We start from the raw sequence: 21,688 nt of genomic DNA, 5'->3' as shown, positions 1-21,688 counted from the left end.
CGAGGATATTGGGGGCCGCCCATTCCGTTCACGTTTTGATCTATATATTGCCATTTCTTCTGTTATGCTCGGGGCATGACCATCCATTCCGAATCGCTCGCTCTTTCCCTTGCCTCGATCAGCCCGGCCATGCTGGCGCTTATCGGCGGGGCCCTCGCCGTCCTCTTCGTGCTGGTGATCGTGCTTCTCCTGCGCGGCGCCAGCCTTCGCCGCGAGCAGGCGGAGGAAGCGAGCTTTCGTGCTGAGGAAAACGAAGCGCGGATGGCAGAGCTTTTGAAGATCCAGGCGGAGATGCAGGGCCGCATCGCGGCGATGACCGAGGTCTTCGGCGCGCGGCAGAGCGAACTCAACCAGACGATCAGCCAACGCCTCGACGGCATGTCGCAGCGCGTCAGCTCGACGATCACCGAGCAGACGAAATCGACGCATGAGAACCTGCAGCGGCTGCAGGAGCGGCTGGCGGTCATCGATGCCGCACAGAACAATATCCAGACGCTCGCCAAGGATGTCGTCGGGCTGCAGGCCATTCTGTCCAACAAGCAGACGCGCGGCGCCTTCGGCCAGTCCAGGATGGAAACGATCGTCGCCGACGGCCTGCCGATGGGCGCCTATGCCTTCCAGCAGACGCTGTCCAACGGTTCGCGGCCGGACTGCACGATCCGCATGCCGAACGGCGCGCCGCCGCTGGTGATCGACGCGAAATTTCCGCTCGAAGCGTGGAACGCGATCCGCGACGCCGGCAGCCCCGAGGCCGGCAAGATCGCCGGCCAGCAATTCCGCCGCGACATGGAGGTCCATATAAGGGACATTTCCGAGAAATATCTGATCCAGGGGGAAACCCAGGATACGGCCTTTCTCTTCGTGCCGTCCGAATCGATCTTCGCCGAGATCCACGAGCACTTCGAACCGGTGGTGCAGAAGGCGCACCGCGCGCGCATCGTCATCGTCTCGCCGTCGCTGCTGATGCTGTCGATCCAGGTCATCCAGGCCGTGCTCAAGGACCAGCGCATGCGGGCGCAGGCACATCTTATCCAGGGCGAGGTGGCAATCCTGATGGACGATCTCAGCCGCCTCGATGAGCGGGTGCGCAAGCTGCAGGGCCATTTCGCCATGGCGCAGAAGGATATCGACATGGTGGTCACGTCAGCCGACAAACTCACCAGGCGCGGCGCCAAGATCGAAGCGCTGGAATTCGAGGCCGGCGGCGATGCCAAGCCCGCCCGCGACAGCGAAGCCGCGGCCAAATCGGTGGAAAGCCGCACCGGTCTTCTCAAGCTCCGGGTGGTTGACGAGGAGTGACCGCTTCGGGCAGTGTCTCGCCCGCATGAAACAGTTGGAGCCTGATTTCACTTGCAGGCTCCAGAAGACGGGACACATTCATGATCACAGTTTTCGGGTCCATCAACATGGATCTCATCGCCACGACCGAGCGCCTGCCGAAGCCCGGCGAGACGGTGGCCGGCAACGGCTTTGCCACGGCCGCCGGCGGCAAGGGCGCCAACCAGGCGCTGGCGGCCCGGCGCGCCGGCCGCTACGTACACATGGCCGGTGCCGTCGGCAAGGATGCTTTCGCTGCGGAGGCGCTGGCCCTGCTCGATGATGCAGGTACCGACCTTTCTCTGATCAAACATGTCGACGGTCCCACAGGCACGGCGCTGATCCTTGTCGGCGGCGACGGAGAAAACATGATTGCCGTCGTTCCCGGCGCCAATGGCAAGGTCACACCTGCCGATGCCGAGACGGCGATCGGCCGCATGAACGAAGGCGATATCCTGATGCTGCAGCTCGAAGTGCCGGCTGCTGCCGTCGAGCGCGCGCTGTCGGCCGCCCGCGCCAAGGGCGTCACCAGCATCCTCAACCTCGCGCCGCTGATCCCCGATGCCCCGCGTCTCGGCCGGCTCGCCGATATCGTCATTGCCAACGAGACCGAATTCGAGCGGCTGGCCGGACAGGAAGGCATGGACGCCGCAGCGCGTGAGGCCGCCCTTGTGCGCCTGCATGTGGAGACGGGCCAGACGCTGATCGTAACGCTCGGCGGCGATGGGGTCATCGCCATCCGCGACGGGGCGATTTCAAGGGCGCAGGGTCTCAAGATCGAACCTGTCGATACGGTCGGCGCCGGAGACACTTTCTGCGGCTATTTCGCTGCAAGCCTCGACGACGGCCTCGATTTTGTCTCGGCGCTGCGCCGTGCGGCGGTTGCCGGTTCGCTCGCCTGCCTCAAGGCCGGGGCGCAACCGTCGATCCCCTTGAGCGAGGAAGTCGCAGACAGGATATAGCCGCGTCTCTTTGCGAAACGGCCAACGGATCTCCCTGTAATTCAGGGCGTTCCGGCGATTTTCCTGGTCCCGATCGATAGAGTTTTATTCAAATTTAAGAGATTTCCGGCGATGTTCCTCATGGCCGCCGGCGCCTCCCGCCTTTCGGATTCCGGACGTCGACTGCATAATTCCTTAAATCGGAATCGATTTAAGGAATTATGCAGTGATTCAAAGTGCTACAGCCTCCTTTGCGGCTCTCGAAAAGACGCGCGGCGCTGTAGGCGGCTGCCTCATGAGGGGGCGAGCCTTTGCTCCTGTGCCGGAGAATGCCCGTTCGGCGCATCCTTGCCCGAGGACCCCATGTTCATTTTTCGTATGAAATCGCTTGCCGCGAAACTCATCGTCATCACCGGCATCGCCATCGCACTTGTTCTCATCGTTTCGAACTTTTTCCTCATCGACCAGACCCGTGATCGCGTCCAGACGCTGACAATGGATCAGGCCAACCTCGAGGCAAAATCGATCGCCAATGAAATCGCCGCCAATGTCGGCGAACTCGCCAGTGCCGCGCGCACCATGTCGGGCGTCATCGGCCGCGGCCATGAAGGCAAGTCGCTCGATCGCAAGGGCATGATCAATGTGCTCAAGGCCAATCTCGAGCAGAATGCCTTCGCCTTCGGCAGCTGGTTCTGCGAGCAGCTCGGCGCGCTTGACGGCAAGACCACCGAGATCGCCAACAATAATGACGAAGGCACCAACAAGAACGGCGCCTTCACACCCTACTGGTCGAAGACCAAGGACGGCGGCATCCAATATTCGACCTTCGACAATGATTATACCGCCGCATGGTGGAAGCTCGCCGCAGACAGCGGCAAGGGCGCGATCACCACGCCCTATATGGCTGAGGGAACAGACGTGCCGACGCTGCTGACCTCGATTGCCTATCCGGTCATGTCTGATGGTAAGATGATCGGCGTCGGCGGCGTCGACATTTCGCTGAAGTCGCTGACCGACAAGCTGCAGGCACTGCATCCTTTCGGTTCGGGCCGCGTCACGCTGCTGTCGCAGGCCGGCAACTGGATCGTCGCCCCGATCCCCGACCTGATGACCAAGGAATATGACGGCGAGGGCGCCGACATCGTCAAGACGGCGCTGTCCAGCAAGCAGCCCGGTCTCGTCAGGAACCTCACCTATGACGGCCTCGATCCCTTCGATCGCGTCGTCTATCCGTTCGCGGTTCCCGGCGTCAACGCCACCTGGGTCGTGCTCGTCGACGTGCCGCACACGGCGATCAACGCGCCGGTGCAAGACCAGACCTACATGATGATCATCAACGGGCTGATCGTGCTTGGTGCGGTCATGCTGGCGCTCTATTTCGCCGTCCGCTCTTTCGTGCAGCGGCCTCTCGGCGGGCTCGTCGCCAGCGTCAAGGCGCTGAGCGACGGCCAATATGGCGAACCGGTCTCCGCCCAGGACCGCAGCGACGAAGTCGGTTCGGTCGCCAAGGCGCTGGAAGGCTTCCGCTTCACGCTCGCCGACAGCCGCCGCCTCGAAGACGAAACCGCCAGAGAGAGGCAGGCGGCCGAGACCGAGCGCAGCCGCTCAGAATCGGAACGCCAGGAATCGGTGTCGCTGCAGCGCCATATCGTCTCGATCGTCGGCGCCGGCCTTTCCGAGCTGTCGCAGGGCAATCTCGGTCACCGCATCACCGACGAATTCCCCGGTGAATACGGCAAGCTGAAACAGGATTTCAACGCAGCGCTCGCGAGCCTCGAAGAGACCATCAACACGATGAACCTAAGCGTCACCAACATCGGCTCCGGCACTGGTGAAATCAGCAACAGCGCTTCGGACCTCGCCAAGCGCACCGAGCAGCAGGCAGCAAGCCTGGAAGAGACGGCGGCCGCGCTCAACGAGCTCACCGCGCAGGTCGATTCCAGCGCCGAGAATGCGCGCACGGCAGCCGAGAACGTCAACCTCGCCTGCCAGGATGCCGAAAAGTCTGGCGAAGTGGTGCAGAAGGCGATTGCCTCGATGCAAGGGATCGAACAATCTTCGACGGAGGTTTCGCGGATCATCGGCGTCATCGACGAGATCGCCTTCCAAACCAACCTGCTGGCCCTGAATGCAGGTGTCGAGGCGGCGCGTGCCGGGGAAGCCGGCAAGGGTTTTGCCGTCGTCGCCCAGGAGGTGCGTGAACTCGCGCAGCGTTCGGCCAATGCCGCCAAGGAAATCAAGACGCTGATCAACACCTCGGCCGTCCAGGTCAAGGAAGGCGTCGATCTCGTCGGGCGCGCCGGCGGCACGCTGCACAAGATCGCCGAACAGGTGATGGGCATCAACGACCTCATCCGGCAGATCTCGGCATCCGCCAGCGAACAGGCTGTCGGCCTGAAGGAAATCAACCAGGCCATGAACCAGATGGACCAGGTGACGCAGCAGAATGCGGCCATGGTGGAGGAAGCGACCGCGGCGAGCGTCGCACTCAACGACGAGGCGCAGACGCTGAAGGCGCTCGCCACCCGCTTCAATGTCTCGGGTTCGAGGAACGCCGCAGCCCTTGCCTCCGTCGCGCAAAAGATGCGTGCGCCGGCAGCTGCGGCCCCTTCGCCTCGGGTGAGCGCCCCGGCGGTCCGTCGCTCCGTTGCCCCGTCGCGTGGATCCGCGGCCGTGGCGCAGGACAGCTGGGAAGAGTTCTGATCGTTCAGCGCATCATAATGCGAAAGGCGCCTGAGAGATCAGACGCCTTTTTGCATTCGAGAATCGATGCGTTATCGCGCGACGTGCGTCAGGCAGCGTTCGACGTCTGCTCTTCGTTGAGAAAGGCATAGATCGCCTGGGAGGAATCGGTGGCGCGCAGCTTGGCGACCAGATCGTGATCGCGCAGCACGCGGGCGATCCGCGACAGAGCCTTGAGATGATCGGCGCCCGCCCCTTCCGGCGCAAGCAGCAGGAAGACGAGATCGACCGGCTGGTCGTCCAGCGCCTCGAAATCGACCGGCTGCTCCAGCCGGGCGAAGATGCCGACGATCGAATGGATGTTGACCAGCTTGCCGTGGGGAATGGCGATGCCGTTGCCGACGCCGGTCGAGCCAAGGCGCTCGCGCTGCAGGATGACGTCGAAGATCTCCCGTTCGGAAAGCCCGGTGATCCTGGCGGCTCTTGCGGCCAACTCCTGAAGCAGCTGTTTCTTGGAATTTACTCTGAGGGCGGGAATGATCGCATCCTGATGGAGCAAATCTGCCAATGCCATTTCTTTTTCCTTCTGTCGCCGGGATCAGATAATGCAAGGAGCGGCGGCAATACCGCCGCTCACCACCCTGATCTCAGCCTTTGATACTGGCTGAATCGATCCAGCCAATATTTCCGTCGTGCCGACGGTAAACGATGTTCAGATGTTCCTTGCCGGGGCTGCGGAACAGGAGAAGCGGCTCGTCGGTCATGTCGAGCGCCATCACGGCGGTGGCGACCGACATGGTCTTCAGCTGCTTCGTGCTTTCAGCGACGATCGCCGGAGCGAAATCGTCGGCGATTTCATCATCGTGATCAGGAACGGAATCCATAACCGTGTAGGAGACCTCTGCAAAACCATTCAGATGGTTTCCGGCGTGATGGTCCTTCAGCTTGCGCTTGTAACGCCGCAGCCGTTTTTCGATCCGCTGGGAGGCGGCGTCGAAAGCCAACTGCGGGTCGGTCGCCTCGCCGGCCGCATGCAACACCACCCCGCTGTCGAGATGCAGCTTGCAATCCGCCGAGTAACGAGAACTCGCCTTTTCCACGGTCACCTGGCCGGAATATCCCCCGTCGAAGTATTTCGTGATGGCCATACCAATTTGGTCCTCGATCTTTTGACGGAAGGATTCACCAATTTCCATATGTTTCCCGGATACACGCACACTCATGGAGTTTCCCTTCTTATGGTCGTTTGCGGGTATCAGTTTACGCCAAGCCTCAGGTTCATCCAAGCACTTCGCGCAATCTCAAGCAAGATCGGCTTAGGCCTGCAGGTCCTTGGTGCCTTGGGGATGATGGGGATAACTCCAGATGCCGTTCACGGCACCGATTGCGGCGCGCTTCTAGCCATAGGTTACCGAAAAGTCAATAGGGCGACGAATCACCCCCAGCGGCACTCGGACAACGTGTGTCGGACACCTTGCGGGGCAACGCATGCCGCCAATCACCACCTAACCACTTTACGCGTTTCGCGCTTGCGTTGTGCTCACCTTTGCGGGGATCGTCATGGCAGCGACGCCTGCTATGACGCAGACGAGTCCGATCCAGGCCGTCGAGCTCAGCCTTTCGCCGAGGAAGACGATGCCGATCGCAACACCGATCGGAACTCTGAGATAGGCTTGCGAGGTGGTTCCGACCGAGCCCAGCGTCTGAATGAGACGGAAATAGATCGCAAAGGCGAGCGCCGTCGAAAAAGCGGAGAGGGCAAGCAGCGCCAGCATCGATGCTGCCGAGGGATCGAGCTCCCACGGCCGATCGACGACGAGGCTCATCGGCAAGAGAATGACCGCGCCTGAGATCAGCGAGCCGGCCGCTGGCACTGCGGGATCGAGCCCCTTGAAGTTCTTGCTGAAAATCGCGGCACCTGCATAGCAGATGGTCGCCAGGATGATGGCGAGCTGCGCTATCAGGCTTTCGCCGAGACCGCCGAGCGCTTCGAAGCCGATGACGAGGCAGATGCCGGCAAGCCCGGCCATGACGCCGAAAAGCCGTCGCAGCGTCACCTGCTCATGGCGGCTGATCAGCACGGTCAGCAGGAAAGTGAAGATCGGCGTTGCCGAATTCAGGATCACCGCCAATCCGGCATCGACGGACTGTTCCGCCCAAGCGATCAGCGTGAAGGGAACGACGCTGTTCAGACAGGCCTGAACGAAAAACCGCCGCCAGGTCGCACGATCGCGCGGCAGGCGGACACGCCGGTGGCGCAGCACGGCCAGCAGAATGCCGCCGGCAATCAGCGTGCGGGCGGCGATCAACGTTATAGGTGGAATCGTCTCGACGCCGATCTTGATGAAGCTATAGGAGGAACCCCAAAGGGTCGCCAGCACCAGCAGCAGGAAAAGCTCCCTGGCAAGGTTCGGATTTTGCGGCGTTATCGTCGGCATTTCGATCTTCGTTCAAGAAATTCAAAGGGTTGCAGCGCCGTTGCGCGTCTGAAAAGACGCAGGGCGCTGGAGAGGAATAACGGGATTTGCGGGCAGAATGCTTCGATCCAGGTCGAAGCATGACAGCGTCAGAAGCCAGCGACCTTGGCGAGCGCCCGCTTCTCACGGCGGCGCTGGACCGAAGAGGCGATGTTCATCGCCTCCCGGTATTTCGCAACCGTGCGGCGGGCGAGATCGACGCCGCCCTTCTTCAGCATGTCGACAATATCGTCATCGGAAAGCACCGCCTCCGGGCTTTCCTGCAGGATCAGCGCACGGATCTTGTGACGTACGGCCTCAGCCGAATGACTGTCGCCGCCAGCGACGGCGCTGATCGAGACGGTGAAGAAATATTTGAGTTCAAAGAGGCCGCGCGGCGTCAGCATATATTTGTTCGAGGTGACGCGGCTGACGGTGGATTCATGCATCTTGATCGCCTCGGCGACCGTCTTCAGGTTCAGCGGGCGCAGATAGTCGACGCCGTGCAGCAGGAAGGCGTCCTGCTGGCGGACGATTTCGCTTGCCACCTTCATGATGGTTTTTGCCCGCTGATCGAGGCTGCGCGTCAGCCAGTTGGCGGTCTGCAGGCAATCGGAGAGGAAGGCGTGATCCTCGCCGTTCTTTGTCACCCGGGAAAAATAGGACTGGTTGACCAGCACGCGCGGCAGCGTATCCGGATTGAGCTCGACCAGCCAGCCGCCCTCCGAGGAGGCTCTGACGACCACATCCGGCATGATCGCTTCGGAAACACCTGCCTCGAAACCGCTGCCGGGCTTCGGATTGAGCTGGCGGATCTCGCCGAGCATGTCGAGAAGATCTTCCTCGTCGACGCCGCAGAGCCGCTTCAACGTGGCGAAATCGCGCCGGGCGAGCAGTTCGAGGTTTTCGACCAGAACCTGCATGGCGGGGTCGTATCGGTCCTTCTGCCTGAGCTGGATCGCCAGGCATTCGGCAAGGCTGCGGGCGAAAACACCCGGCGGATCGAGGCTCTGGAGGGTGGCGAGCACGCGCTCGGCCTGTGCGAGGCTCGTGCCCAGCCTCTCGCCCGCCTCGACGATATCGGCCTGCAGATAACCGCAGTCGTCGAGCTGGTCGACGAAATTCTGCGCGATCAGCCGGTCGGCCATGTCAGGCAGGACAAAGGGGATCTGCTGGGCGAGATGATCGCGCAGCGATACCTGGCCGGCGACGAAATCGTCGAGATCGTAGTCGGCGCCCTCGCCGCTGCCCGGCATCGATTTCCACTGGCTGACGAGCTCAGGCGCATCGAGGCGCTGCGGGGCGCCGTCATCAGGAAAGACATTGGTGTAATTGGCGTCGAGTTCGTCGTTCAGCCGGCTCGTGCTTGCACTGCCGCCATTGTCATACCAGTCGCTGGAGAGCGCCTCGGCGCGGTTGTCATAGCCATCGTCGGACCCGGCATCCTCCGGCTGATGAGCATACTGCTCATCTTCGCTTTCGCCACGTTCTCCGACCGCCTCGCCGTCATTCGACGGAAATTCGAGCAGCGGGTTCTTCTCCACTTCCATGGCGATGAACTGGTTGAGTTCGAAATGAGTCATCTGCAGCAACTGGATGGATTGCATCAGTTGCGGTGTCATCACCAGGGACTGGGTCTGGCGCAGGAAAAGATTGGCGGACAGTGCCATGACGGACGCGAAACTCCCCTCGATTCCTCCGGGAAACCGCGTCCGATCAAGGCTTCAGGCCACGGAAATCCAAGTTGGCCCAAAAATTGCTTTTTTATTGTATTTGGTCAAGCGGAACTATGCCGACAAGGTGAATTTCTGCGGGCCGCCCGGTATCAGAGGCTGAACCCGGTATCAGAGGCTGAAATTGTCGCCGAGGTAGAGCCGGCGCACTTCCGGATTGTTGACGATGTCGTTCGCCCGGCCATGGGTCAGCACCTCACCGGCATGGATGATGTAGGCGCGGTCGATCAGACCCAGCGTCTCGCGTACATTGTGGTCGGTGATGAGAACGCCGATGCCGCGCGCCGTCAGGTGGTGAACGAGATTCTGGATGTCGGCGACCGAGATCGGGTCGACGCCGGCGAAGGGTTCGTCGAGCAGCATGAAGGTCGGGTCGGTCGCAAGCGCACGCGCGATTTCGAGGCGGCGGCGCTCACCGCCGGAAAGGGCGACGGCGGGACTCTTGCGCAGCTTCTGGATATGGAACTCCTCCAGCAGCTCGTTCAGCTTCTGCTCGCGCTCGACCTTGTCCTTCACATGCACTTCGAGGACGGCGCGGATATTCTCTTCCACCGTCAGCCCACGGAAGATCGAGGCTTCCTGCGGCAGGTAACCGACGCCGAGACGCGAGCGGCGGTACATCGGCATGGTCGTGACGTCGTTGCCGTCGATCTCGATCGTGCCTTCGTCCACCGGCACAAGGCCGGTGATCATATAAAAACAGGTGGTCTTGCCGGCGCCGTTCGGGCCGAGCAGGCCGACGGCCTCGCCACGGCGCACCACCAGCGAGACGCCGTTGACGACGCGCCGCGTCGCATAGGTCTTCGTCAGACCGCGTGCGATCAACGTTCCCTGATAACGGCTCTTGTCGGCGGCACCCGCAGCTTGTGGCCCGGGCTTGCCGAACATGGTGGATAGCGATGATAATTTCACGTGGGAGGCCGGCTTCTCAGTTCTGCTTCTGCTGCGGTGTATTCGGCTTCGATTTCGGATCGAGCTGAATTTGGACACGCCCGCCGCAGCTTTCAAGCTCCGCCTGGCCAGTCTGCATGTGAACCGTCAGTTTGCAGCCGGTGAAGACGTTCGGCCCGTCCGACAGGATAACCTTGTTCCCCTCATTTGCCGTGAGGATGAATGTCTGCGAGGCCATGTCGAAATTGCCGTCATCGGCGGTCGCCGTCTGCGTGCCCGAGGTCAAGAGGACCTTGTCCGTCACCAGGATCTTGTCGATATCAGCACTTCCCGATGCAAGCGAGGCCGACTGCTCCGGCTGGGCAGCGGGTTGCGCCCCGTCAGCAGCCGGCTTTGCCGCCTTGTCCTTGTAATAGACGGTCATCTTGCCGGACTGCATCGTCGTCGTGCCTTGGACGACCTTGACCTTGCCGGTGAAGAGCGCGGTGTGTTCCTGGTCATGGATCTCGAGCTTGTCGCTTTCGATCTGGATCGGCTGGTCGTTGGAAAGCTTCATGCCCGACATCGTGGTCGACTGCGCACCCGCGCCCGAGGCCGTCAGAATGAGGGCAAATGCGCCGGCAACGAATGCCATGCCTGTCTTGCAAGTGGAAATGCGACAATCTTTTGTCATGGATGACCCGGCTGGTTAAGTGCCCTGTTTATGGATGGTGGATGGATCGACATTCATGCGAACATTCCCCTCGAATGTGATCACCCGCCCCTTATCGGTTATCTCCATCGTCTGCGCAACAATGGAGGCATTGTCCTTGGTGATGGTGACGGGATCGTCGCTTCGCATGTTTCCGCCCTTGATGTCGAGCTGGGCGGACTGGAAATTCGCATTGAGGCCGCTGCTCAGCACCAAAGTGAAGGGGGCCGTCATATGCAGATTGTCGGTGGCGCGGTTGTAGTCGGCGGTCGAGGCGACGACGCGGGCGATCAGGCCGTCATTCATCGGCACAGCGGCCTTGATGGTTTCGAGCGTGATGAGATTGGGATTGCGGATGTCCTGCAGCGCCCTTTCGGCCAGCATCGAATAGTTGATGCCGTCGGAATTGCGGCCGGCGATCGCCGGCTTTTCCATCACGACCTTGCCGTTCTCGATCTTGGCGCCTTCCAACTTGATGTTCTCAGGCAGATAGATGCGGACCAACGCCACCGCAGTGAGGCTCGCTGCGATGACCAGGGCCGCCACCGGCAGCAATATTTTCAGCCGCCGCACGCGGGCGGAATGGAACAACGCATCGCCATAGGCATTCTTGCCCGACCCTGAATAGGCGGCATGTCCGTTGTTCTTCAGGGTATCGAGCATAGGCCTCGTCCATGTGCGGTGATCGCCGCGCCTTCATAACAAAGCCGGCCGCCAATCACAGTTCGTTTCGCATTATTACATTGGCTTGCCAATATGGAATTTTTTCTGCAACAAGCAACAAAACGGAAAAACATTGAAAAGTGGCATTCGTACGGGCCGCTGCACCCTATTTCACCGGATCGATCGGCGCCATGCCAAAGCCGGTGCCAGCGCTGGAGGTTTCTATGGACAGTTCGATCATCGCGGATCGCCGGCGGTTGCGCCGCAAGCTCGGCTTCTGGCGCCTCATCGCAGTGGCCCTCATCGTGGCACTTGGTTTCGCCTTCTACCGCTTCGCCCTAGGTGATGCCGGGACGGAGCGCCCGCACATCGCCCATGTGACGATATCGGGGCTGATCGTCGACGACGACGAGCTTCTGGAGCGGCTGAAGAAGGTCGAGACCAGCGACCAGGTGAAGGCAGCAGTGATTTCGATCTCCTCGCCCGGCGGCACGACCTATGGCGGCGAAAAAATCTTCAAGGCGATCCGTGCGATATCAGCCAAGAAGCCTGTTGTCTCCGACGTGCGCACGCTTGCCGCCTCCGCCGGCTACATGATCGCCACCGCCGGCGATACCATCATTGCCGGCGACAGCTCGATCACCGGCTCGATCGGCGTCATCTTCCAATATCCGCAGATCCAGCCGCTGCTCGACAAGATCGGCGTCTCGCTGCAGGAGATCAAGTCTTCGCCGCTGAAGGCCGAGCCCTCGCCCTTCCACGAGGCGAGCGAGGAAGCCAAAGCGATGATTCGCAACATGGTGGTCGACAGCTATAACTGGTTCGTCGACCTGGTCGCCGACCGGCGCAAGCTGCCGCGCGACGAGGTGCTGAAACTGGCCGACGGCACGATCTATACCGGCCGCCAGGCGCTGAAGGTGAAACTCGTCGATGCAATCGGCGGCGAGGCTGAGATCCGCGCCTATCTGACATCGCGCGGCGTCGACGGCGATCTGCCGATGGTGGACTGGGACAAGAAGAGCAATACGCCCTTTCTGCTCGCGGGGGCTGTTTCGCGGTTGATTACGATCTTCGGTTATGATGATCTCATGAAAACCCAGGATATCAATGGAATCCTGCCCCCAAAGTTGCTTCTTGACGGGCTGCTTTCAGTTTGGCAGGTTGGCCGCGATTGATAAGAAATCAATAATTTAAGGGGGCGAATGTGATCAAGTCCGAATTGGTGCAGATTGTTGCGGCACGCAACCCGCATCTCTATCATCGCGACGTCGAGAATATCGTCAACGCGGTTCTCGACGAGATCACGGATGCACTGGCCGCGGGTAACCGAGTCGAATTGCGCGGCTTTGGCGCCTTTTCGGTCAAGAACCGCCCTTCGCGCTCCGGCCGCAACCCGCGGACCGGCGACACCGTCTTCGTCGAGGAGAAGTGGGTGCCCTTCTTCAAGACCGGCAAGGAGCTGCGCGAGCGGCTCAATCCCGGCCAGGCCGACGAAGAGGATTGAGCCGTCGCTGCCTGCGGCGAAACCGCACTTGAACTCGAGAGCCGTTTTCCTATTCTGGTAACGCATCGTGCTTTGCGCGTCTTACAAAGACGCGTGGTGCTGTAAGCATGAAACGCGCCCTTCAAAAAGACCGGCGCAATCTGCCGCGTGGAGACCTCAAATGGCCAAGAAGATCGTCAACCTGTTGATTCTGCTGCCGCTCGGCGTCATCCTCATCGTCTTCTGCGTCGCCAATCGGCAGAGCGTCACGCTCGCCTTCAATCCGTTCCGGCCGGAAGACCAGGTGCTTGCGGTTTCCGCGCCCTTCTTCGTCTTCCTGTTCATCGCGCTGATCACAGGCATGCTGATCGGCGCGGCCGCCACCTGGTTCAGCCAGGGCAAACACCGCAAGCGCGCCCGCACCGAGGCCAAGGAAGCCATCCGCTGGCAAAGCGAGGCCGACCGCCACAAGAACCGCGCCGAGGAAATCGCCGGGCAGCTGCCGGCGCGGTAAAACTGGTCAATATTCGATTGGCTTGGTTTCGGCGCTCGGCTTTCGGCGCCCTTCAAACCGGAAAAAAGCTCAGCTCCTCATAGTCGCCCTCCGGCGACGCGCCGTTGCCGGTCACATGGAAACCATGGGAAAGGTAGAACGCCTTTGCCCGCCGGTTCTTCACCAGGCATTTCAGCCGGTACCGGTGTTGCGGCCATTCCGGCAGCGCATGCAACAGCGCCGTGCCGGCGCCCTGACCCTGGAATTCCGGTCTTAAGTAGAGCATGTGGATGAAATCGTCCTCCGGCCAGAGCGACAGGAAGCCGGCGACGCTGCCATCCGCATGCGCGCAGACAAAGACCGTCTCGCCATTGGTATGGGCGGCGAAATCCTCGCGATGGAACTTGCCAGGATCAACCCAGACGAATGTTTCGCGGCGCACGGAAAGATAAATCTCCGCGAGCATTTCCTGGTCTTCCGCCCGCGGCGGCCTGATGGTCCACGTCATCACGCCGATTTAAACGAAGCTCTAACCCGCGCCAAGCCTAACCGGCCGCCATCTTCGCGACGACGGCGGCATTGAAATCCGAAAAGAACCCTTGGGCGAGCCTTTGCGAGGTCGAATCGAGCAGGCGGGCGCCGAGCTGGGCGAGCCTGCCGCCGAGTTCGGCCCTCGAGCGGTAGTGCAGGATGGTCTCGGCACCCCTTTCCTCAAGCACGATATCGGCGCTGCCCCTGGCGAAGCCGGCAAGACCGCCCTTGCCTTCGGCCGACAGCGTATAGCTCTTCGGCGCGTCGACATTGGAAAGCGTCAGCAGCCCGTGGAAGGTGGCGGACAGCAGGCTGAACTTGACTTTGATCGTCGCCTCGAAGGCGCTCGGCGACAGCCGCTCGATGCCTTGGCAGCCTGGAATGCAGCCGCGCATGATGTCGGGATCGTTGAGTGCTGCCCAGACGACGTCCCGCGGCGCGGCGATGCGTTCTTCGCCGGTGAAATCCATTCGATGGCCCCATCTTCGATTCGCTCATCTTATCCCAGCGGGAAAGCGCTTTGCCAAGGCGGGACGGAATGTTATCTGCCGGGTTCCGATGACACACATCTGATACACAAGGGATGGGCCGATGACCGACGAACTGAAGCCCTGGAGCGTGACGGCAAGCCGGATCACCTATGAGGACCGCTGGATCCGGGTCCGGAGCGACGATTGCGTCACCGCCGATGGAACCGTCATCGCGCCCTTTCATGTGCTCGATTATCCCGACTGGATCAACGTCATCCCTGTGATGCCCGACGGGCGCGTGCTGCTGACGCGGGAATACCGACACGGCCGCGGCGAGATCGTGCTCGGTCTCGTCGCCGGCGGCGTCGAACGCAGCGACAGCAACACCGGCGATGCGGCGTTGGCGGCAGCACAGCGCGAGCTCCGGGAGGAAACCGGCTATGAAGCCTCGACCTTCGTCAAATTGCTCACCTCCTATCCGAATGCCGCCAGCCACAGCAACGCGGTGACGAGTTGGCTGGCGCTCGGCCTGAGCAAGGCCGGCGAACCGTCTTTCGACCCGGGCGAGAAGGTCGAGCTGCTGTTTGCGGATCTTGCTGCTATCCTTGGCGACCTGCAGTCCGGCGCCGTCATCATGCAGTCGATGCATGTTGCAGCCCTCTATGCGGCGGAAAGCTGGCTTCGCACACAGCCCTCCGACGGCTTGAAATAGGCGCCGCGCCGGGAGAACCCGCTCCTCTTGCCCGGGCTTGGGCGGCTGCGCAGTTGATCCGCCACACTTTTCTGGGCTACTGCATATTCAAAGTGCTGCAGCGTCCTTTGCGCGTCTGAAAAAGACGCGCGGCGCTGCAGCAGACGTAAAGCCGACAAGACACCCCGACAGAGACGCGGAAGAGCACGTTGAAACAGAGAGAAGGCCGGCCGGGCCAGAAGAAAACATCAGGTTCCTCCGGTGAAAGCCGCAGGAACGATCGGACAGGCCGGCCGCCGAAGCCGGTCGCGCGGCCTGCGGCTACCCGCGAGACGGTGCGCGAGGCTGCTGTGCCCGTCGCCGCCGAGCGCCCTCTGATGACGCGTAGCGGCGAACGTCCGGTCGAGCGTGTGCCCGTCATCCTCGAATCGCTCGGAGCCGGCGACTTCCACCTGATCGACAGCGGCAACGGCGAAAAACTGGAGCAATACGGCCCCTATCGCATCATCCGTCCCGAGGCCCAGGCGCTGTGGCGGCCTTCGTTGCCCGCCCATGTCTGGGAAAAGGTCGATGCCGTCTTCACCGGCGATACCGACGAGGAAGGCTCCGGCCGCTGGCGCTTCCCGAAAGAGGCGCTCGGCGAGACCTGGCCGCTCAATCTGCTCGGCGTCGATTTCCTCGGCCGCTTCACCTCCTTCCGTCATGTCGGCGTCTTCCCCGAGCAGATCGTCCACTGGAGCTGGATGAAAGAGCAGGTCGAAAAGGCCGGCCGGCCGCTGAAGGTGCTGAATCTCTTCGGTTATACCGGCGTCGCCTCGCTGGTTGCCGCCGCCGCCGGCGCCGAGGTCACCCATGTCGACGCCTCGAAGAAGGCGATCGGCTGGGCGCGGGAAAACCAGGCGCTCGGGCGCATGGAGAAGCTGCCGATCCGCTGGATCTGCGAGGATGCGATGAAATTCATCCTGCGCGAAGAACGCCGTGGCAGCCAGTACGACATCATCCTCACTGATCCGCCGAAATTCGGCCGCGGCCCCAATGGCGAAGTCTGGCATCTCTTCGAGCATCTGCCCCTGATGCTCGATGTCTGCCGCGAGATCTTGTCGCCGAAGGCGGTGGGCCTGGTGCTGACGGCCTATTCGATCCGCGCCAGCTTCTATTCGATCCACGAGCTGATGCGCGAGACGATGCGGGGCGCCGGCGGCGTGGTGGAATCCGGCGAGCTGGTGATTCGCGAAGCCGGCACCGACGGCAAGACACCGGGCCGCGCGCTTTCCACCTCCCTCTTTTCCCGCTGGGTGCCGAAATGAGCAAGGACTTCCACGATCAGGGACCGCGCAGGGTCGGGCAGGTGAAGGAAGTCACCTCGCTCGCCAATCCGATCATCAAGGACATCAAGGCGCTGACGAACAAGAAGTCGCGCGAGGAAAGCGGTACTTTCCTGGCCGAGGGACTGAAGCTCGTCATCGATGCGATCGAACTCGGCTGGGCGATCCGCACGTTGGTCTACGCCAAGGCCGCCAAAGGCAAGCCGCTGGTCGAGCAGATGGCGGCCAGGACCGTCGCTTCGGGCGGGCTGGTGCTCGAAGTCAGCGAAAAGGTGATCGCCTCGATCACCCGCCGCGACAACCCGCAGATGGTCGTCGGCATCTTCGAGCAGCGTTGGGCGCCGCTTAAGGGCATTCGGCCGAAAGAAGGCGAGACATGGGTGGCGCTCGACCGGGTGCGTGACCCCGGCAATCTCGGCACCATCATCCGCACGGCCGATGCGGCCGGCGCTTCCGGCATCATTCTGGTCGGAGAAACGACCGACCCCTTCTCGCTCGAAACAGTACGTGCCACCATGGGTTCGGTCTTTGCCGTTCCGGTCGCGCGGGCAACCCCTGAAGAATTCATCGCCTGGCGGAAATCGGCCGGCGTTTCCGTCGTCGCGACGCATCTTGCCGGCGCGGTCGATTACCGGACGATCGACTACCGGAAAAAGCCTGTCGTGCTCCTGATGGGCAACGAACAATCCGGCTTGCCGGAGCAACTGGCCAAGGAGGCCGACGCGCTTGCCCGCATTCCGCAGCAGGGCCGCGCCGATTCCTTGAACCTCGCTGTCGCCACCGCCGTCATGCTTTTCGAGGCGCGCCGCCATCTCCTCTCACTTGCCGAGGGCAAATGACCGAACAGACGCTTGCACGCCCCGCGCTGTTTTCGCGCCCGGCACCGATCCTCTTCTTCATCGTCGTCGCCGTTCTCATCGACCAGGTCGTCAAGATCGCCGTCGATCACTACCTGCCGCTACAGGAGGTCGTGCCGGTCATTCCGATGCTGGCGCTCTACCGCACCTACAATCTCGGCGTCGCCTTTTCGATGCTGTCCGGCATGGATGGCTGGTTCATCGTCGGCATGCGGCTCGTCATCGTCGCCTTCGTCATCTGGCTATGGTACCGCACGGCGAAGGATCGCTGGCTCGCTCATCTCGGTTATGCGCTGATCATCGCCGGGGCGATCGGCAATCTCGTCGACCGTTTCGCCTATGGACATGTGATCGATTACATTCTTTTCTACACCGAGAGCTGGTCCTTCGCGGTTTTCAATCTCGCCGATAGTTTCATCACCATCGGCGCCGGTTGCGTCATTCTCGACGAGCTGCTGCTGCCGAAAAAGGCCGGCCGCTAAAATCTTATCGAAATCCTGAAGGCATTCGGAACGGGCCTCATGTTAGCCAGGTAGCATGCAGAACCTGGGACAGTTGCAGGAAAGATTGTCCGCCGCCTTCGGTGGACCCGCCGCTAAGCCGCATGAGAAGCGGATGGAGGCCGTTTCCTCACGACCGAACGCCTCGGCACCCCGGGGAGCCGATGACCACCAGAGCGGGCCCGCAGCGACAAGGCGCCTGCTGTTCTACTGGCTGGGCGGCGCCGGCCTTCTTGCCGCAACGATCCTGATGCTGCTTGCCCATGCCGGCGATCCGCTGCTGCTTTCGGGCGGTCTCGTCGTTCTTGGTCTTGCCGTCATCGCCAGTTATGCCCTGCTGATGGTTCGGTCGCGCAAGGCCGGGCAGCGTCCCGGTCAATCCATGCCGGATTGGAACGCCGGCGCAAAGCTGTTTGCCGACGTGCACGACGTGCTTGGCGACATCACGGTCAGCCGCACCATGGACCGGCGCATCATCTCCGCCAACGACACTTTTCGCCGCCTGACCGGGCGCCTGCGTCCGGAAGGACGAACCTGCGAGGAGATCGGCCTGGCCTTCCGCCCCGGTCCGATATCGCACTGCTACGATGTCGAGATCTCGACACCGGAAGGCCAGCGCATCTTCCTCTGGCGCGACGTCGTTACCCGCGACCCGGCGAACGGCCGCCTGCTGCTGCAGAGCGTTGCCCGCGACGTGACCGACGAGCGGCTCATCGCGCAGGGCCGCGAGGAGGCCCGCCAGAAGGCCGAATATAACAGCGCCGCCAAATCGAGGCTGCTTGCCACCGTCAGCCACGAGGTGCGCACGCCGCTTTCCGGCATCCTCGGCATGACGCATCTGATTGCGGAGACGCGGCTGACGCAGGAGCAGCAGAACTATCTCGCGAACATCCGCCAGTCCGGCCATGCATTGACCCAGCTCGTCGAGGATCTGCTCGACTTCTCCACCATCGAGGTCGGCCGCTTCGCGCTGCACCCGCGCTCGGAATCGCTGCGCAAGCTTCTGGAAAGTGTCGTCGAGATGCTCGCCCACCGGGCGCACGAAAAGGGTATCGAGATCGGCGCCACCGTGTCATCCGATGTCCCTGAGAATATGAGTTTCGACCCGGCGCGGTTGCGCCAGGTTCTGTTCAACGTCATCGGCAATGCCGTGAAGTTCACCCAGGTCGGCGGCGTCTTCATCCGCGTGTCGCTCGACGCCGGCGACTTGCTGATCACCGTGACCGATAGCGGTCCCGGCATGACGGTGGAGGAGCAGGCGCGCGTCTTCGGCGAGTTCGAGCAGGGCGGGACCGTTGCCGACAAGAGCAACGGGACCGGGCTCGGCCTTGCCATCTCCGCCCGCATCATGCGCGAATTCAACGGCACTCTGACGGTTGCCAGCGAAAAGGGCAGAGGCAGCGAATTCGCCATCCGCTTCCCGGTCGATATCGGCAGCGAGCGCCCCGACCGGCGAAACACGCTGCTTGCCGGCAACAGCGTCGTGCTGCTGGCGCCGGCAGGTGCCGCGCGCACCGCCATCGCCGAGACGATCACCGCGCTCGGCGGCCTCTGCCATCTCGTCGGCGACGGCGAGACGGCGCGCACGACGCTGCTCGGATTGGCAAAGGGCGGACGGCGGCCGACCGATATCATCATCGACCATCGCATGTCGGCGGAATTTTCCGACCATCTTGCCGATCGCGCCGAAATCGCCGCCCTCGGCCTGCGTAAGGTCCTGCTCGTCAACCCGGAAGAACGCAGCGCCCATCCGCTCGACCTCTTCGATGCCTGGCTGATCCGGCCGCTGCGCGAACAGTCGCTGATCGACGTGCTGCGCGGGCGCATGCGCGGCATGGAGAAGCGCGACGCGCTGAACGACAACCAGCCGGGCTTCGGCCTTTCGGTGGCGGAGACGATGGTTCCCGCCAGCGGGCTCAGCATCCTGCTCGGCGAGGACGATCCGATCAATGCCATGCTGGTGCGCGTCGTCCTGGAAAAGGGCGGGCATAAGGTACGCCATGTCGAAGATTTCGAGTCGCTGCTCGACTGCGCGCTCTGCGAGGCGAATGCCCGGCCCGATATCATCATCAGCGATCTCTCGATGCCGGGTGGGAACGGTATCGACATGCTGGGACGCCTGCGCGGCCACGAGCGGCGGCTCGATCTCGCCTCGGTGCCGGTGATCGTGCTGACTGCCGACAAGAGCGACGAATCACGCCGTCAGGTCTTGCTCAACGGCGCCAACCGCGTCATGGTAAAGCCGGTCGATCCGGTGCGGCTGCTGACCGAAGTTCAGGCGGTCGCCGCACTCTCCGCCCGCCGGGCAGAGGCGCGGTGAGCGCCTCAGGAACCGGCACGCTTCTTGCGCTTTGAAATTCAAAATGTCACTTTCCTGTCGCAGAGAAGTGTTTTATGGCGTCGATAAGCCGGCAACGGGAGAATCGTCATGTCCGCCATCGACATCCTGAATCGTGACACCACCGCGGAGGCTGCACGGCCCTCGACGGCTGCGGTGCAGAAGGACGGCGATATCCTCGGCCGCATCGGCAATCTGGAGACCCGCCTTGCCCGCACGGCGCGCGAGATCGATGCTGCCCAGGCCGTGCGCTACCGCGTCTTCGTCGACGAAATGAAGGCGCAGCTGCCGCTGGATGCCATGCGCCGCCAGCGTGATGTCGATGCCTATGACGCCGTCTGCGACCATCTTCTCGTTCTCGACCGCTCGATCGAGGGCGATCCGGAAGACCAGATCGTCGGCACCTACCGGCTGTTGCGCCAGGATGTCGCCATCGCCAATGGCGGTTTTTACTCGGCTTCCGAATTCGAAATCGAGGGCCTTATCGCGAAACATCCGGACAAGCGCTTCATGGAGCTCGGCCGCTCCTGCGTGCTGCCGGAATACCGCACCAAGCGCACCGTCGAACTCCTGTGGCAGGGCAACTGGGCCTATGCGCTGAAACACGGCGTCAGCGCCATGTTCGGCTGCGCCTCGTTCCCCGGCGTCTATCTCGAAAGCCACGCACTGGCGCTGTCCTTCCTCTACCATAATGTGCTGGCGAAGAACGAATGGGCCGTCGGGGCGCTGCCGGATCTCGCCCGCAACATGGACCTGATGCCCGTCGAGGCCATCAACCCGAAGCGGGCGCTGATGGCGCTGCCGCCGCTGATTAAGGGCTATCTGCGCCTCGGCGCGATGGTCGGCTCCAGCGCGGTCGTCGATCATGCCTTCAACACGACTGACGTGCTGATCGTGCTGCCGATCTCCAGCATCTCGGACCGCTACCTCAATTATTACGGCGCCGATGCCGGCCGCTTCGCGAGCTAGGCGCCAGGCCCTGCAATGCTTCAGGGCATGATCTCTATCGGTGTATGGTTGGGGACGCGAGCCCAGATATCCCGCATCTCCGAGTTGGTTACTGCAACACAGCCATCCGTCCAATCCCACAGGTGATGGACGTTTCCGAAGAGGCCCCAGCCATTGGGAAGCCCGTGGATCATGATATCGCCCCCGGCGGGAAAACCTCCCGCTTCAGCGTTGCGCCGATCATCCGGGTTTGGATAGGAGATGTGCAGGCTCAGATAGGCCATGGACTTTGGATTTCGCCAGTCTATTTCATAACGTCCTTCAGGTGTTCTCTCGTCACCTTCTCGTTGCTTTGGCCCGGCATCGGCAGCCGTGCCGAGAGAAATCCGGTATGTAGAGATGGGAGCATCGCCTCTCAAAAGGACCATGCGGCGTTCGGATTTATAAACGCGAATGAGGTCAGCCCGTTGTTCCAATGGCGCGTCCGGAGGCGGCGAGCCTGAGCCGACCCTGGCCATCAATTTCGTATAGGCGAAACAGCTGGCGATCACGGTGGCTAAAACGACAAGCTTGTTTCTCAACTTGATCTCATCTTCAGGAGGTGCGCTCGAGGCAGGACATGATCGGCCGGCCGGCAATGGCTGGCAGGCCTTGGCGATCATCATGCTTCACGCCTTG

22 protein-coding genes are annotated in these 21,688 nt (G+C 62.0%); 12 read left to right on the top strand and 10 right to left on the bottom strand.

Going from position 1 to position 21,688, the window contains the following annotated elements; genetic code table 11:
* Nucleotides 1-75 precede the first annotated feature (75 nt).
* The 3 genes from ELH03_RS00275 (at nt 76) to ELH03_RS00265 (ending at nt 4,961) form a co-directional block, all read left to right on the top strand.
* Nucleotides 76-1,299, top strand: a complete 1,224-nt coding sequence (locus ELH03_RS00275) for a DNA recombination protein RmuC (RefSeq protein WP_128400809.1) — start codon at nt 76-78, stop codon at nt 1,297-1,299.
* Between the two features lie 80 nt (nt 1,300-1,379).
* Entirely contained in the window at nt 1,380-2,279 is a 900-nt protein-coding gene (locus tag ELH03_RS00270; protein ID WP_128400808.1) for a ribokinase, read from the top strand.
* A 342-nt stretch (nt 2,280-2,621) separates the two neighbouring features.
* Nucleotides 2,622-4,961 (top strand): methyl-accepting chemotaxis protein, encoded by a 2,340-nt coding sequence (locus tag ELH03_RS00265; protein WP_130765850.1) that lies wholly within the window; start codon nt 2,622-2,624, stop codon nt 4,959-4,961.
* Nucleotides 4,962-5,049: 88 nt separating this feature from the next.
* Here the strand turns inward: ELH03_RS00265 and ptsN are convergent, their stop codons facing one another.
* From ptsN to lptC, 7 genes are all read right to left on the bottom strand, one after another.
* Nucleotides 5,050-5,514 (bottom strand): PTS IIA-like nitrogen regulatory protein PtsN, encoded by a 465-nt coding sequence (gene ptsN, locus ELH03_RS00260; RefSeq protein ID WP_018244527.1) that lies wholly within the window; start codon nt 5,512-5,514, stop codon nt 5,050-5,052.
* 73 nt (nt 5,515-5,587) lie between these two features.
* Complete coding sequence (gene hpf / locus ELH03_RS00255) at nt 5,588-6,163, bottom strand: ribosome hibernation-promoting factor, HPF/YfiA family (RefSeq protein ID WP_017958734.1); 576 nt, start codon at nt 6,161-6,163, stop codon at nt 5,588-5,590.
* Between the two features lie 291 nt (nt 6,164-6,454).
* Nucleotides 6,455-7,378, bottom strand: coding sequence for a DMT family transporter (locus ELH03_RS00250; protein WP_128400807.1), 924 nt, complete (start codon nt 7,376-7,378; stop codon nt 6,455-6,457).
* A gap of 128 nt (nt 7,379-7,506) precedes the next feature.
* The gene (gene rpoN, locus ELH03_RS00245; protein WP_128400806.1) at nt 7,507-9,066 is read right to left on the bottom strand and encodes an RNA polymerase factor sigma-54; all 1,560 of its coding nucleotides are present in this window, start codon (nt 9,064-9,066) and stop codon (nt 7,507-7,509) included.
* Nucleotides 9,067-9,240: 174 nt separating this feature from the next.
* Nucleotides 9,241-10,017 carry an LPS export ABC transporter ATP-binding protein gene (gene lptB / locus ELH03_RS00240; protein ID WP_130766694.1) on the bottom strand — a complete coding sequence of 259 codons (777 nt, stop codon included), beginning with the start codon at nt 10,015-10,017 and terminating at the stop codon, nt 9,241-9,243.
* A 40-nt stretch (nt 10,018-10,057) separates the two neighbouring features.
* The gene (locus ELH03_RS00235) at nt 10,058-10,693 is read right to left on the bottom strand and encodes an LptA/OstA family protein (RefSeq protein ID WP_128400805.1); all 636 of its coding nucleotides are present in this window, start codon (nt 10,691-10,693) and stop codon (nt 10,058-10,060) included.
* Nucleotides 10,694-10,708: 15 nt separating this feature from the next.
* Nucleotides 10,709-11,374 carry an LPS export ABC transporter periplasmic protein LptC gene (gene lptC / locus ELH03_RS00230; RefSeq protein WP_027681978.1) on the bottom strand — a complete coding sequence of 222 codons (666 nt, stop codon included), beginning with the start codon at nt 11,372-11,374 and terminating at the stop codon, nt 10,709-10,711.
* 224 nt (nt 11,375-11,598) lie between these two features.
* Between lptC and sppA the strand changes: the two genes are divergently transcribed.
* The 3 genes from sppA to ELH03_RS00215 all read left to right on the top strand — a co-directional run bounded on the left by sppA (nt 11,599) and on the right by ELH03_RS00215 (nt 13,371).
* Complete coding sequence (gene sppA, locus ELH03_RS00225) at nt 11,599-12,549, top strand: signal peptide peptidase SppA (protein ID WP_105008048.1); 951 nt, start codon at nt 11,599-11,601, stop codon at nt 12,547-12,549.
* A 29-nt stretch (nt 12,550-12,578) separates the two neighbouring features.
* A complete protein-coding gene (locus ELH03_RS00220) occupies nt 12,579-12,878 on the top strand; it encodes an integration host factor subunit beta (protein WP_003544934.1) in 300 nt (99 codons plus the stop codon).
* 160 nt (nt 12,879-13,038) lie between these two features.
* Nucleotides 13,039-13,371 carry a LapA family protein gene (locus tag ELH03_RS00215; protein ID WP_128400804.1) on the top strand — a complete coding sequence of 111 codons (333 nt, stop codon included), beginning with the start codon at nt 13,039-13,041 and terminating at the stop codon, nt 13,369-13,371.
* Nucleotides 13,372-13,423: 52 nt separating this feature from the next.
* Here ELH03_RS00215 and ELH03_RS00210 read toward each other — a convergent pair whose 3' ends face one another.
* Together ELH03_RS00210 and ELH03_RS00205 are read right to left on the bottom strand one after the other, a co-directional pair.
* On the bottom strand, nt 13,424-13,858 hold the full coding sequence (locus ELH03_RS00210) for a GNAT family N-acetyltransferase (protein ID WP_128400803.1): 435 nt from the start codon (nt 13,856-13,858) through the stop codon (nt 13,424-13,426).
* Nucleotides 13,859-13,895: 37 nt separating this feature from the next.
* Nucleotides 13,896-14,351, bottom strand: coding sequence for an SRPBCC family protein (locus ELH03_RS00205; protein ID WP_128400802.1), 456 nt, complete (start codon nt 14,349-14,351; stop codon nt 13,896-13,898).
* A 121-nt stretch (nt 14,352-14,472) separates the two neighbouring features.
* On the opposite strand from ELH03_RS00205, the gene ELH03_RS00200 reads away from it, so the two are divergent.
* The 6 genes from ELH03_RS00200 to olsB all read left to right on the top strand — a co-directional run bounded on the left by ELH03_RS00200 (nt 14,473) and on the right by olsB (nt 21,031).
* Nucleotides 14,473-15,063 carry an NUDIX hydrolase gene (locus ELH03_RS00200; RefSeq protein ID WP_128400801.1) on the top strand — a complete coding sequence of 197 codons (591 nt, stop codon included), beginning with the start codon at nt 14,473-14,475 and terminating at the stop codon, nt 15,061-15,063.
* Nucleotides 15,064-15,251: 188 nt separating this feature from the next.
* On the top strand, nt 15,252-16,349 hold the full coding sequence (locus ELH03_RS00195) for a class I SAM-dependent methyltransferase (protein ID WP_130765849.1): 1,098 nt from the start codon (nt 15,252-15,254) through the stop codon (nt 16,347-16,349).
* Nucleotides 16,346-17,206, top strand: coding sequence for a TrmH family RNA methyltransferase (locus tag ELH03_RS00190; RefSeq protein ID WP_130765848.1), 861 nt, complete (start codon nt 16,346-16,348; stop codon nt 17,204-17,206). Before ELH03_RS00195 ends, ELH03_RS00190 begins: the two co-directional genes overlap by 4 nt.
* A complete protein-coding gene (lspA, locus tag ELH03_RS00185; RefSeq protein ID WP_018244515.1) occupies nt 17,203-17,706 on the top strand; it encodes a signal peptidase II in 504 nt (167 codons plus the stop codon). Before ELH03_RS00190 ends, lspA begins: the two co-directional genes overlap by 4 nt.
* 55 nt (nt 17,707-17,761) lie before the next feature.
* Nucleotides 17,762-20,044, top strand: a complete 2,283-nt coding sequence (locus ELH03_RS00180) for a hybrid sensor histidine kinase/response regulator (protein ID WP_130658288.1) — start codon at nt 17,762-17,764, stop codon at nt 20,042-20,044.
* A 108-nt stretch (nt 20,045-20,152) separates the two neighbouring features.
* Nucleotides 20,153-21,031 carry a l-ornithine N(alpha)-acyltransferase gene (gene olsB / locus ELH03_RS00175; protein ID WP_128400797.1) on the top strand — a complete coding sequence of 293 codons (879 nt, stop codon included), beginning with the start codon at nt 20,153-20,155 and terminating at the stop codon, nt 21,029-21,031.
* A gap of 20 nt (nt 21,032-21,051) precedes the next feature.
* Here olsB and ELH03_RS00170 read toward each other — a convergent pair whose 3' ends face one another.
* Entirely contained in the window at nt 21,052-21,591 is a 540-nt protein-coding gene (locus tag ELH03_RS00170) for a L,D-transpeptidase family protein (RefSeq protein ID WP_130766693.1), read from the bottom strand.
* Between the last annotated feature and the right edge of the window lie 97 nt (nt 21,592-21,688).

Source organism: Rhizobium beringeri, assembly GCF_004306515.1.
In the GTDB taxonomy this organism is placed as follows: domain Bacteria; phylum Pseudomonadota; class Alphaproteobacteria; order Rhizobiales; family Rhizobiaceae; genus Rhizobium; species Rhizobium beringeri.
Note: the sequence above shows the minus strand (reverse complement) of the source record. Positions and strands in the feature narration are given on the sequence as shown.

What these genes read in the sequence shown, in the direction of transcription:
- ELH03_RS00275 (WP_128400809.1), top strand. Translation starts at nt 76, where the DNA reads ATGACCATCCATTCCGAATCGCTCGCTCTTTCCCTTGCCTCGATCAGC.
- ELH03_RS00270 (WP_128400808.1), top strand. Translation starts at nt 1,380, where the DNA reads ATGATCACAGTTTTCGGGTCCATCAACATGGATCTCATCGCCACGACC.
- ELH03_RS00265 (WP_130765850.1), top strand. Translation starts at nt 2,622, where the DNA reads ATGTTCATTTTTCGTATGAAATCGCTTGCCGCGAAACTCATCGTCATC.
- ptsN (WP_018244527.1), bottom strand. Translation starts at nt 5,514, where the DNA reads ATGGCATTGGCAGATTTGCTCCATCAGGATGCGATCATTCCCGCCCTC.
- hpf (WP_017958734.1), bottom strand. Translation starts at nt 6,163, where the DNA reads ATGAGTGTGCGTGTATCCGGGAAACATATGGAAATTGGTGAATCCTTC.
- ELH03_RS00250 (WP_128400807.1), bottom strand. Translation starts at nt 7,378, where the DNA reads ATGCCGACGATAACGCCGCAAAATCCGAACCTTGCCAGGGAGCTTTTC.
- rpoN (WP_128400806.1), bottom strand. Translation starts at nt 9,066, where the DNA reads ATGGCACTGTCCGCCAATCTTTTCCTGCGCCAGACCCAGTCCCTGGTG.
- lptB (WP_130766694.1), bottom strand. Translation starts at nt 10,017, where the DNA reads ATGTTCGGCAAGCCCGGGCCACAAGCTGCGGGTGCCGCCGACAAGAGC.
- ELH03_RS00235 (WP_128400805.1), bottom strand. Translation starts at nt 10,693, where the DNA reads ATGACAAAAGATTGTCGCATTTCCACTTGCAAGACAGGCATGGCATTC.
- lptC (WP_027681978.1), bottom strand. Translation starts at nt 11,374, where the DNA reads ATGCTCGATACCCTGAAGAACAACGGACATGCCGCCTATTCAGGGTCG.
- sppA (WP_105008048.1), top strand. Translation starts at nt 11,599, where the DNA reads ATGGACAGTTCGATCATCGCGGATCGCCGGCGGTTGCGCCGCAAGCTC.
- ELH03_RS00215 (WP_128400804.1), top strand. Translation starts at nt 13,039, where the DNA reads ATGGCCAAGAAGATCGTCAACCTGTTGATTCTGCTGCCGCTCGGCGTC.
- ELH03_RS00210 (WP_128400803.1), bottom strand. Translation starts at nt 13,858, where the DNA reads ATGACGTGGACCATCAGGCCGCCGCGGGCGGAAGACCAGGAAATGCTC.
- ELH03_RS00205 (WP_128400802.1), bottom strand. Translation starts at nt 14,351, where the DNA reads ATGGATTTCACCGGCGAAGAACGCATCGCCGCGCCGCGGGACGTCGTC.
- ELH03_RS00200 (WP_128400801.1), top strand. Translation starts at nt 14,473, where the DNA reads ATGACCGACGAACTGAAGCCCTGGAGCGTGACGGCAAGCCGGATCACC.
- ELH03_RS00190 (WP_130765848.1), top strand. Translation starts at nt 16,346, where the DNA reads ATGAGCAAGGACTTCCACGATCAGGGACCGCGCAGGGTCGGGCAGGTG.
- lspA (WP_018244515.1), top strand. Translation starts at nt 17,203, where the DNA reads ATGACCGAACAGACGCTTGCACGCCCCGCGCTGTTTTCGCGCCCGGCA.
- ELH03_RS00180 (WP_130658288.1), top strand. Translation starts at nt 17,762, where the DNA reads ATGCAGAACCTGGGACAGTTGCAGGAAAGATTGTCCGCCGCCTTCGGT.
- olsB (WP_128400797.1), top strand. Translation starts at nt 20,153, where the DNA reads ATGTCCGCCATCGACATCCTGAATCGTGACACCACCGCGGAGGCTGCA.